6 protein-coding genes are annotated in these 10056 nt (G+C 70.5%); 1 reads left to right on the top strand and 5 read right to left on the bottom strand.

Features of this window, described 5'->3' with window-relative positions; all coding sequences use genetic code 11:
• On the bottom strand, positions 1-2054 hold a 2054-nt coding region (locus VIU94_RS40370), incomplete at its 3' end, for a galactose oxidase-like domain-containing protein (protein WP_331919906.1).
• 498 nt (positions 2055-2552) lie between these two features.
• On the opposite strand from VIU94_RS40370, the gene VIU94_RS40365 reads away from it, so the two are divergent.
• The gene (locus VIU94_RS40365) at positions 2553-4115 is read left to right on the top strand and encodes a Dyp-type peroxidase (RefSeq protein ID WP_331919904.1); all 1563 of its coding nucleotides are present in this window, start codon (positions 2553-2555) and stop codon (positions 4113-4115) included.
• A gap of 93 nt (positions 4116-4208) precedes the next feature.
• Here VIU94_RS40365 and VIU94_RS40360 read toward each other — a convergent pair whose 3' ends face one another.
• The 4 genes from VIU94_RS40360 to cseB form a co-directional block, all read right to left on the bottom strand.
• Positions 4209-6737: an ABC transporter permease gene (locus VIU94_RS40360; RefSeq protein ID WP_331919902.1), complete on the bottom strand. Its 2529-nt coding sequence runs from the start codon at positions 6735-6737 to the stop codon at positions 4209-4211.
• Positions 6738-6810: 73 nt separating this feature from the next.
• The gene (locus VIU94_RS40355) at positions 6811-7566 is read right to left on the bottom strand and encodes an ABC transporter ATP-binding protein (RefSeq protein WP_331919908.1); all 756 of its coding nucleotides are present in this window, start codon (positions 7564-7566) and stop codon (positions 6811-6813) included.
• Between the two features lie 180 nt (positions 7567-7746).
• Positions 7747-8976, bottom strand: coding sequence for a sensor histidine kinase (locus VIU94_RS40350; RefSeq protein WP_331919900.1), 1230 nt, complete (start codon positions 8974-8976; stop codon positions 7747-7749).
• 38 nt (positions 8977-9014) lie between these two features.
• Positions 9015-9755, bottom strand: a complete 741-nt coding sequence (gene cseB / locus VIU94_RS40345) for a two-component system response regulator CseB (protein ID WP_331919898.1) — start codon at positions 9753-9755, stop codon at positions 9015-9017.
• Positions 9756-10056 lie beyond the last annotated feature (301 nt).

Genomic DNA, 10056 nt, shown 5'->3' with positions numbered 1-10056 from the left:
GGGGTGCGGAAGTGGATGGTCCACTGCTCGTACCCGTCGGGATCCTGCGTTCCGGTGCGCAGCCATACGTAGCGCTGGTCCATGTTGTTGCCGTGAGTGGTCGAACCGAACCGGATGAGCGCCACCCTGGACCGGGCGTCGAGACCGGGGCCACTGGCCTGGAGCCCGATCTCGTCGTCGTAGCCGAGTTCCGTCCAGCCGGTGCCGGATCCGGCCACGGCGGTGATGGCGGGGCGGGGGCCGCGGTAGAGGTACGGCGGGTAGTAGCGCTCGGCGGTGGTGTGCTCGTCGAACAGGGACTCCTCGGTCTCGGCGTCCAGGCCGAAGCCGCCCGTGCTGCCCGCCTTGAGTACGGTTCCGTCGGGCTGGAGCAGGGCCGTCGCGTGGTAACGCCGGTCGGTCGCCCCCTCGGCGGCGGGCCTGAAGGTCTCGGTGTCCGGGTCGAAGATCTCGGAGGCGAGGACCGGGACCTTGTTCATGTCGCCCCAGCCCTGCGCGGACCCTCCGCTCACCAGGACCGTGCCGTCGGCCATGAGGGTCGAGTCGCACAGCACCCGCGGATGACTCATGCCGCCGACCTGCCGCCAGCCCTTCTGGCGGTTCAGGGGCTGGTACACGTCGACGTCCAGGATCTCCGCGGTGGCCGTGCTCTTCTGCTCGAAGGTGAGGTCGCGGTGGTTCGTCTGCTCCTCGTGCTGGCCCCCGAGTACCAGGATCCGGTGCCGGGGCGCGCCCGGCCGGAGCGGGAGCAGGACGTTCGAGCCGTATGTGGGATAGCTGCGGGAGCCCTTCCCCCGCATGGTGTAGACGACGGGTTCCCTCACCAGCGGGGCGTCCATGGTCACGTCGTACTGGTAGAGCCAGGCGCGGTTGCTCTCGACCATGGCGACCAGCGGCATCGACGTGGCCGTCTTGCCGGGGAGGACGAAGATGTTGGGGTAGGTGGCCAGCCGGTCCTGCGACGAGAGCAGCGTGGGGTCGATCAGTTCCTCAGCCTGGCGCAGGGGGGACAGGGTGCCGCCGGCGGGATCGTAGACCTGGTAGTTGTTGTTGAAGCTGTTCCAGTAGCCGTCCCGCGCGTTGTCCTTGGACGGCACGCGGGCGGGGTTCGTGCGGCTGCCGCCGGCGATCAGCATCCGGCCGTCGGGCATCGTTGTGACGGCCGGGTACCAGCGGTTGACGCCCATCCGCGGGCCCTCGCTCCAGCCGCTCGCGGCGTTGGCGTCGTAGACGTGTACGCCCTGGCCGTCTTCGAGGCCCTGGTGGTTCGGGTCGACGTGCCCTCCGCCGACGAGGAGTCTGCCGTCCGGCAGGTGGGCGTGGCCTCCGCAGAAGATGTTCTTCGGTTTCGGAACGCCGCCGGTCATGGGCCTCTTGCGGGTCTTGAGGGTGTCCAGGTCGAGAGCGCGGGATTCGAGGGTGCCCATGTGGAACGCCTGCCATACCCACTTGCCCGGCCGGTCGGGGTTGGGGATCGGGTTGCCGGCCTTGTCCATCTCGCGCGACGGAGACCACATGATGACCTCGGCGCCGTCGCCCTTGCGGACCAGTGCGGCGTGTACGGCGACGATCTCCAGGTCCAGCAGCTGGAGGTCCCGGTCCGCGCCGAACCAGCGCCCCCCGGCCGGCTCGATCCAGACATCCACCATCGCGGTGGCCTGACGCGTCCGGATCTCCAGCCGGTCGGCGGGTACGCCGGGGGAGCCGAGCCGGCGCGGGGTCACCCAGAGTTCGCCGGGGGTGCCGGCGGCGGTGGCCCGCAGCGTGACGGCGCCGTCCTCGGGCTTGTCGGGCGCGGTGCCGATCCGGGTGAGCCCGGTGGTGCTGCTGACACGGATGTCGGCCGGCCCGGCCGCCCCCGCTGCTGCGGCTGACGCGGACTCGGGGATGCGCAGCGGTACGCGTACGGGCGCGCCGCGGCCGTTCTCGTCGAGCTTCAGGTGGATCCAGCGCCGCCCCAGGAGGGCGTCCGGGCCGGTGATGTCGAGGGGTTCGAGCGTCTCGGCGGCGGATGCCCGGGGCGCGGCTCCGAGGAGCAGCCCGGAGGCCGTCACGGAAAGCGCTCCGGCCAAGAGCGCGCGCCGCCTTACCGGACCGGTCTCTGGAATTCCGTCGTGTGGATTGTCTTCGGGCAGCCGGGATGATTGTGCCATCGCGAACCTCGCACTCCGGGTAGGTTTTTCCGGTGTTCTCGGCTGCACGCTAGCAGGGGAAGGCGGGGCCGCTTGAGAGTGCGGAATCCGCATGTCAGAGAGCTTTCCGCATATTCGTATCGAGTGGCGGCGAGAAACGTTTCCGCGTTATTCCAGTGAGTCGGGAAAGAGAATGAAGAAGGTTTATGTATCCGGTTTTTCATTCGCGCCCCGGCGTGCGCCCCGGCGCATTGATTGCATGACGGAGAGCCGCGCGAGTGACTCGATCTCGCAGTCGAGTGAATCGAACGTGTGAAGTGCTGCTCGCTCGATCGGGTGTCAAAGGATGGCGGGCGATGCGGCGGGCCGGCAGGAAGCCGTCCTGCGCACACCCCACCTCGACCCGTCACAGGAGGCTGTGTGACCACCCAACTCACCCGGATCGACTTCGACAAGGAAACCGGGATCGGACCAGAGGAGCAGGAAGGAAAGTTCGACGCCGAGGAACAGAAGTTCATGGAGGACCTACAGGGCAACATCCTCAAGAGCCATGGACGGGACCACAGCCGCCATCTCTTCATCCGGTTCACCCCGGGGAAGGCGGAGGCGGGCAGGCAATGGCTGAAGGCCATGAGTCTGAAGGTGACCTCGGCCAAGGCCCAGTGGGACCTGTCCGCCAAACGCGCCAAGATCTTCGCCGATGCGCGGCGGCAGCCGGATCCCGAGGCGTATCTGAGCCTCGAACTGGCCACGAACGCCAGCCCGCCCTTCATCGGCCTGATGCTGTCCTTCAAGGGCTACGAGACCCTCGGGTACGCCACCCCCTCGGCCGACCCGTCCTTCAAGGCCGGTACGAGAAGCGAGGCGACCTACAAGAAGCTCGGCGACCCGCTCCCGTCGGCGTGGGAGGAGGGGTTCCGGAATGACCTGCACGCGCTGGTCATCATCGCCGACGACAGTCCCGATGTCGTGAAGGCCATGGCGACGACGATCCGCGAAGGCGTGGAGAAGGGCATCAGCCCGTGCGGAACGGTCGCGCACGAGGAGATCGGAAAGGTGCTCCGGCTGCGGCCCGACGGCCCGGTGCGCGAGCACTTCGGCTTCGCCGACGGCGTCAGCGAACCGCTCTTCCTCACCAAGGACATCAAGAAGGCCAAGGACGGGGAGGGGACCAGCAGGTGGAACCCGGCGGCTCCGCTCAAGCTCATCCTGGCCAAGGACCCGGTGGCCCCGCAGGAGGAACCGTTCGCCCACGCGGGCAACGGGATGACCGGCTACGGCACGTACGTCGTCTACCGCAAGCTGGAGCAGGACCTTGCCCGCTTCAACCGGCAGCGCCTCCTGCTCGCGCAGGAACTCGCCAAGGCGGACGGACGCAAGAAGACGCACCAGGGCGACCTGGAACTCGCCGGCGCGTACATGGTCGGCCGCTTCCGCGACGGCACGCCGGTCGGCGAACCGGCGACCGCGCACGGAGTCGACGACCCCATCCCCAACGACTTCGACTACCTGCACGACAAGAAGGGCGCGCTGTGCCCGTTCCAGGCGCACACCCGTAAGACCAACCCCCGCGGCGACACCGTGTGGCAGTTCGGCGCGAAACTGGAGGACGAGCGGCTCATCCGGATCACGCGCCGCGCCATCAGCTACGAGCAGAAGACCGCCACGGGCGAGAAGAAGGTGGGGCTGCTGTTCCTGTGCGCTCAGAGGGACATCGCCAAGCAGTTCGAGTTCATGCAGCAGAGCTGGTGCAACAACGTCGACTTCGTCGTCGGCGGGAAGGAGGGCGAACCCAAGACGGGTCAGGACCCGGTCGTGGGCCAAGGCCACCTCGAACCCGCGCCCCGCTGGCCCAAGAAGTACGGCGTGCCCGGCTCCACGTTCGCGAACGGCATCGCGGAGTCGGTGACCATGCGCGGCGGCGAGTACTTCTTCGTGCCGAGCATTCCATTCCTCAAGAACGCGGACACGGTGGGCCGTTGAGGTCGCGGTAGGTCCGAGACGATGCTGATGCCCGTGCCGGGCGGCGGTCCGCCGCCCGGCACGGGCATCAGCGGCGTCCCTCTGGACGAGCGGCTACTGGGCTGCTGTCGCAGTGGGAATGTCGACGCGGGCGGCCCTGCGGGCCGGCCAGAGCGAGGCGAGAAGCGCGCCCGCCAGGGCGATGAGCACGCCGAGAGCGAGGCGCCCCCAGGGAAGGACCAGTGTGTAGCCCGCGACGCTCTCCTGGAAGGTGCGGCCGAGTGCCCAGCCCATGAAGATCCCCAGGACAGTGCCGAGGGCCGTGCCCAGCGCGCCGACGAGCAGGGCTTCCAGGCGGATCATCCTGGTCACACCGGCGCGGTCCAGGCCGATGGCGCGCAGCGTGCCGATCTCCTTGCGGCGTTCGAGGACGGACATCGCGAGGGTGTTGGCGACTCCCAGCGCGGCGATTGCCAGGGCCATGCTCAACAGGGCGTAGAAGACGTTGAGTTGGTCGCCGATGCCGCTGGTGTCCTCGGCTGCGATGGTCTCCTTGTCGAGTACGGCCAGGGCGGGGTTGTCGCCGAGGGCGCGGGTGACGTCCGCGAGCGCGGCCCGGCTGGGGCCGCCCTTCGTGGCGACGAGGATCGCATGGGTGCTCGGGGCGGAGTCGTAGCGGGCGACGAGGGCGTCGGGCGCGGTGATGCTGGGCGTCAGATCGCTCTGCTCGTCCGCCTTGTAGATGGCGCCGATGGTGACGTCGCCCGACTTGTCCAGCCGTTTCAGGGGCAGGCTCTGGCCGACCTTCCAGCCGGCCGCCCTGGCCTTGAAGTCGGCCACGGCGATCTGGCCTGCGGCGAGGCTGTCGAGGGAGCCCTCGATGACGTCGTACCGCAGGAGTGTGCCGATGGTGGCGGTGTCGACGCCGGTCAGTACGGAGGTGGTGCCGCCCAACTCGTACTGGGTGGACTGGTTGAGCGGGCTGTAGGCGGCGTCCGGCAGCCTTTTGAGGAGCCCGGCGGTGGCGGGGGTCATCCGCTGGCCGCCGGAGGGGGCCTTCACCACGTAGTCGGCGGTGAGGGCGTGGGTGGTCGCTCGTTCGAGGTACTGCGAGGCGGAGGCGCCGAGGACGGACAGGCCCGAGGCGAGGGTGAGGGCGATGGCGAGTGCGGCGGCGGTGGCGCCGGTGCGGCGCGGGTCGCGCACGGTGTTGCGGGCCGCGAGGTCGCCGTGGACCGGGCTGCGGCGTACCAGCAGCGGCCGGACCAGAGCGACGAACGGCCGGGACAGCAGCGGGATGAGGCCGATCGCCCCGATGAGGGTGAGGCCCGCTCCGAGGCCGATGACGGTCCGGGCGTCCGTCCCCGTGGTGAGGGCCCCGTACACCACGGTGGCGATGCCCAGGAGCAGCAGCGCGGCGCTGAGGCGGTTGCGCAGGGAGCCGGCGCTCGCGGGCGCCGGGGGCTCGGCCGCGCCGAGCGCGGCGACGGGCGGGATGGCCATGGCCCGGCGGACCGGCAGCCATGCGGCGATCACCGGCAGGGCGGTGCCGACCACCATCGCGATGATCACGGTGACGGGGGTGAGGACCAGTGGGGCGGGCGGGGCATCGGCGGGGGAGAAGAGGGTCTGGAGCAGGGATGCGACCCCGGCGCCGGCCATGACGCCGGCCACGGAGGCGATCAGCCCGACGAGGACGGACTCGGTCAGCAGGATGCGGCGCACCTGTCGGCGGGAGGCGCCGACGGCCCGCATCAGGGCCAGCTCCCGGGTGCGCCGGGAGACCAGCATGGTGAAGGTGTTGGAGATGAGGAAGGTGGCCACGAACAGAGCGACCGCGGCGAAGCCCAGCATGATCTGGCTCATGGTGTCGCTGTCACCGGAGGCGAGGTTCGCCTGGAGCCGGGCGAGCTGGGCCCCGGTGATGACGCTGGTGTCCTTGGGCAGTACCGATTCGACGCGGCTGCCGAGCCGGATCACGTCGGCGCCGGGATCGGCCGTGATCTCGATGTGCGTGTACTGGCCGGGCTGGAGGAACAGCCGCTGGGCGACGGCGTTGCTGAACAGCGTCAGACTGCCACCGGCGGAGAGCTTGGACCCGTCGGTGCGGAAGACGCCGGTGAGCCGGTAGGAGTCGGCTCCCGTGTTCGTACCGACGCGCACGGTGTCGCCCACGCGATAGCCGGCCTTGGCGGCACTGGCCTCGTCGAGGGCGATCGTCTGGTCGCCGGTGGGGCCGGAACCGTGGGTGAACCGGTAGGCGGGGTCCGTTCCCCGCGCGTTCGGGGCGAAGTTGCCGCCCTGACGGAACTCGCCGTTGCCGAGCAGCCGGCCCTCGGGATCGGCCACGGCGGCGAAGCCGCTGACGCGCCCAGCGGCGGCGGTGACGCCGGGAAGCTCGGCCAGCTTGGTCCGTGTGCGGTCGTCGAGCGTGGCCGACGGTCCGTCAGGGGTGGTATCGGGTGCGACGTTGAGGGAGATGCGGTCATAACCGGCGGACGCCCGGTCGACGGCGGCCTGCTTGAGACTGTCGCCGTAGACGAGGCTGCCGGTGACGAAGGTGACCCCGAGCATCACCGCGAACGCGGTCATCAGCAAGCGGGCCTTGTGCGCGAGCACATTGCGCAGAGCGGTACGGAACATGGCGTACGGAATCCTGGGAGGCGGGCTCGACGGAGGCGAGCGGGCGGCTGGTGCGGTGCCGGAGCGAGGGCGGTCAGCTCGTGCGCGAGCGGGCGTCGAAGCCCTTCATCCGGTCCAGGACCCGCTCCGGGGTGGGACGGACCATCTCGTCGACCAGGCGGCCGTCGGCAAGGAAGACCACGCGGTCGGCGTAGCCGGCGGCGAGGGGGTCGTGGGTGACCATGACCACGGTCTGGCCCAGCTCGCGCACCGAGTCGCGCAGGAAGCCCAGGACCTCGGCCCCGGCGCGGGAGTCCAGGTTGCCGGTGGGCTCGTCGCCGAAGACGATCGCGGGGCGGGAGACCAGTGCGCGGGCCACCGCGACGCGCTGCTGCTGCCCGCCGGACAGCTGTCCTGGCCGGTGGCCGAGACGGTCGGCGAGGCCGACCATCGTGACCACGCGCTCCAGCTGCTGCCGATCGGGCCGCCGGCCGGCGATGGTCAGCGGCAGGGTGATGTTCTCCAGCGCGGTCATGGTCGGCAGCAGATTGAACGACTGGAAGACGAAGCCGATCCGGTCGCGGCGCAACTGGGTGAGCTGCCGGTCGTCGAGCGTGCTCAGCTCGGTGGTGCCGATGCGCACCGAGCCGGAGCTGAACGAGTCGAGCCCGGCGGCGCAGTGCATCAGGGTCGACTTGCCGCAGCCGGAGGGACCCATGATCGCGGTGAACTCGCCCTCCCGGAAGGAGATGCTGACACCGTCCAGGGCGGCGACACGGGTGTCACCGCTGCCGTAGACCTTCGACAGGTCGGTGACGGCGGCCGCGATCCCGGCCGTCGGGTGCGGCATGAGCGAGCCGTGGTGGTCAAGGGGTGCGGCGGTCACAAGGACTCCTCTTCGGTGTGCCAAGGGGTACGGATCGAAGGGTGTCCGGGGGACGTATCGGAGTCTGGGCCGCCGTGTATCGGCGTCCGCTCAGCTGTGCAGCAGTTCTGTAGGGGGCAGTCCCGGTGCGTACGGGCCGGGCGGTCAGACCGGCAGGCGCAGGGTAGCGACGGCGCCGCCGTCCGGGGCGTTGTCCAGGCGCAGCTCGGCGCCGAGGAGCCGGGCCTGGCCCAGGGCGATGGTCAGGCCCAGGCCATGACCCGAGCCGCGCTCCGCCGCGCCCGTGTGGAAGCGGCGGGGGCCGTCGCGCAGCAGGTCCGGGGGGAAGCCGGGGCCATGGTCGCGTACGACGACGCAACGGCCCTCGACGGAGACCCGTACCGGAGTGTCGCCGTGCCGGTGGGCGTTGACGACGAGATTGCTGACGATCCGTTCGAGGCGGCGCGGGTCGGTCTCCACAGTCTCGGCCGCCTCTTCGCGCCGTACGTGGGCGACGGTGACGTCCGTGTCGAGGCCGGTGCGCGCCACCGCCTCGGAGACGACCGCCCCGAGCGGCACCCGGGCGCGGACAGGGTGTTCGGCGCCGGCGTCCAGCCTGGAGATCTCCAGCAGGTCCTCGACCAGGTCGCGCAGGTCGCGCACCCGGGCCCGGACCAGGTCCTCCGTCTCACCGGACGGCAGCAGGTCGGCGGCGGCCAGCAGACCGCCGACAGGGGTGCGCAGCTCGTGGGCCACGTCCGCGGTGAACTGGCGCTCGGTGCGCAGCCGTCGGCCGAGAGTGTCCGCCATGAGGTCGACGGTGGCGGCGATGTCGTCCACCTCGTCGCGACCCTGGGTGGGCCCCGTCCGGGCATCCAGATCTCCGGCGGAGATGCGGCCCGCGGTTTCGGAGACCCGGCGCAGTCGGCGGCCGAGCAGCCCGGCTCCGTAGACCGCCAGGGGCGTGGCCGCCGCGAGTGCGATGACCGAGGCCACGGTCATGGTCACGTCGAGCCGGCGCAGATCGTGGAGCTGCGGGCTCATATTGACCTGAAAGGCCAGCACCGGGCTGTCCGGGCCGCCGACGCGCTGGGCGGCCCAGGCGCTCGGGCCCACATTTCCGTCGATGCGCCCGTCGTAGGCCGTGTGCCGGGCGCCGTCCGACGGGTGCCGCAGCGTGACGGGGAGGCCGGGCGGATCGAGCTGGGCGCCGTCTGTGAGGGTGCCGGTGCGCCGGTAGGTGTCCATGGCGGAGTACAGCCGGTTGAAGGCCTGCATTTCGGCCTGGCTCCGGATGTCGCTCGCGGTCCACATGTGCACCAGTACCCCGACCGCCGCCGCGACCAGGCATGCTGTGGACGCGGCCAGCGCGGCGATCTTCCAGCGCAGGGGCACGCGGGCCGGCTGCGTCCGGTGGAAGGGGGGCACCGGCCTCAGCGCCTGAGCTTGTAGCCGAAGCCGCGGACCGTCTCGATCCGGTCCCGGCCCAGCTTGCTGCGCAGCCGCTGCACGCACAGGTCCACGACGCGGCTGTCGCCGTCCCAGCCGTACTCCCAGACGTTCCGCAGCAGGGTGTGCCGCTCCAGCACGATTCCCGGGTGGGCGGCGAACTCCAGCAGCAGCTTCAGTTCGGTCGGGGTCAGCGCCACCGGGCGGTCGGCGACGGACACCTCCAGACCGCCGGTGTCGATGGTCAGGTCCCCGAAGACCAGCGACTCTCCCGCGGCGGGTGAGGGCCCCTCGCCGGCGGCCTGCCCGGGCCCCGGGGCGGGCGCGTAGGTCGCCCGCCGCAGCAGTGAACGGATGCGCGCCACGAGCACGTAGGTGTCCACGGGTTTGACCACGTAGTCGTCGGCCCCGGCCTCCAGACCGGCGACGACGTCGAGCCCGTCGCCGCGGGCGGACATCATCAGCACGGGCACCAAGCTGGTCTCCCGGACTCTGCGACACAGGCCGATCCCGTCGAGACCGGGCAGCATCACATCCAGAATCAGCAGGTCGAAGCTTTCATCGCGGAAGAGCTCCAGCCCCGCCAGCCCGTCGGCCGCGGCATTCATCCGGTAGCCGTAGCGCTCGAGGGCGACGGTGAAGGACCGGCGCATCAGATCGTCGTCCTCCACCAGCAGCACGCGCACAGGTCGCGGAGAGGCCGGGGCCGGGGTGGGCGAGGACACGGGTACATGACTCCTGTTCGGAGGGTCGTGAGGCACGGGTCCCGTATGCACGCACGCGCAGACGGCGACCTGAAAGAAACGATATGGCAGACATCGGACGCGGCGACGCGTCGCCCAGGGGACACGCGGCACACCCTCACCGCCTCTTCCCTCGACGAATGCCCAGGTCAGGTTGGACGGCCTCGCTCGAGCAGCTGCCAGATCCAAGCCACGGCGCCCCCTTTGCCGTGACCTGGCGCACTGATCCGATGGACGACCAAGCGCTTCCTGATACCCACCCGATACAAACCCCGCCCCCGCC

The organism is Streptomyces sp. (genome assembly GCF_036566765.1).
Classification (GTDB): domain Bacteria; phylum Actinomycetota; class Actinomycetes; order Streptomycetales; family Streptomycetaceae; genus Streptomyces.
The sequence above is the reverse complement of the archived record's forward strand: the minus strand, read 5'-3'. Positions and strand labels throughout refer to the sequence as shown.

Bases quoted from the DNA above. Each gene is read 5' to 3' on its own strand.
- VIU94_RS40360 (WP_331919902.1), bottom strand. From the start codon at position 6,737: ATGTTCCGTACCGCTCTGCGCAATGTGCTCGCGCACAAGGCCCGCTTG.
- VIU94_RS40355 (WP_331919908.1), bottom strand. From the start codon at position 7,566: ATGCCGCACCCGACGGCCGGGATCGCGGCCGCCGTCACCGACCTGTCG.